The organism is Pseudomonas sp. MWU12-2319, from assembly GCF_023242525.1.
Classification (GTDB): Bacteria; Pseudomonadota; Gammaproteobacteria; order Pseudomonadales; family Pseudomonadaceae; genus Aquipseudomonas; species Aquipseudomonas gingeri_D.
Genome location: NZ_JALJES010000056.1, coordinates 1 through 1,130, shown reverse-complemented (window position 1 = coordinate 1,130; position 1,130 = coordinate 1). Strand labels below are relative to the sequence as shown.

1 protein-coding gene is annotated in these 1,130 nt (G+C 60.3%); it reads left to right on the top strand.

All coding sequences use genetic code 11. The features are described from left to right. The coding region (locus tag M5C01_RS32720; RefSeq protein ID WP_248764474.1) for an amino acid adenylation domain-containing protein at positions 1 to 1,130 on the top strand (1,130 nt) is incomplete at both ends.

Genomic DNA, 1,130 nt, shown 5'->3' with positions numbered 1-1,130 from the left:
TATCCGCAGGATCTGACCTTGCATGGCCTGTTCGAAGCTCGGGTTGCCACTTGTGGTGATGCAGTAGCGGTTGTGGACGAGAAGGGCAGCCTGACTTATGACGCACTCAACCGTCAGGCCAACCGTATCGCCCATCGTCTGATCGGCCTGGGCATCGGCCCGGATGATCGGGTGGCGATCTGTGTCGATCGTAGCCTGGAAATGGTCGCGGGGTTGATGGGGATTCTCAAGGCCGGCGCTGCGTATGTGCCGCTGGACCCGGATTATCCGATTGATCGTCTGACCTACATGTTGGAGAACTGCGCTCCGGCGGTGGTCCTCAGCCAAGAGGCTTTGCGTGCGGTACTTCCAGCCAGCAACGTACCGGTACTGTTGCTCGATCCTGAGCATGCCGAGCATGAAGGTTTCCTCGCACAGCCAGATAGCAACCCGTTGCGCGCTGAAGTCCGTCCCGAGCATCTGGCTTACGTGATCTACACCTCCGGCTCGACCGGCCAGCCGAAAGGCGTGATGAACGAACACCGTGGCGTGGTCAACCGCTTGCTGTGGATGCAGGACGAATACGGTCTGGATGATTCGGACAGCGTGTTGCAGAAGACGCCATTCAGCTTCGACGTGTCGGTCTGGGAATTCTTCTGGCCACTGTTCAACGGCGCACGGCTGGTGATGGCGCGTCCGGGTGGTCATCGTGACCCGGGCTATCTGCGCGAAGTGATTCGCGAACAGAACATCACCACTTTGCACTTTGTGCCGTCGATGCTGGATCTGTTCCTCGCTCATGGCGAGGCCGGGGGTAGCGGTTTGCTGCGGGTGATGTGCAGCGGTGAAGCCTTGCCGGGCCATCTGGTGCGGCGCTTCAAGCAGCAGTTGCCGGAAGTCGGCCTGTTCAACCTCTACGGTCCAACCGAAGCGGCGGTAGACGTGACGGCTTGGGATTGTGCCGGTCCTTTGGACGAAACCCCGGACAACACGCCGATTGGCAAACCGGTGGCGAATACGAAGATCTACCTGCTGGACGCCAGTCGTCAGCCAGTACCGCTGGGTGTGGCAGGCGAGTTGTATATCGGTGGTGTGCAGGTGGCTCGCGGTTACCTGAACCGCCCCGAACTGAGCGCCGAGCGTTTCCTCGA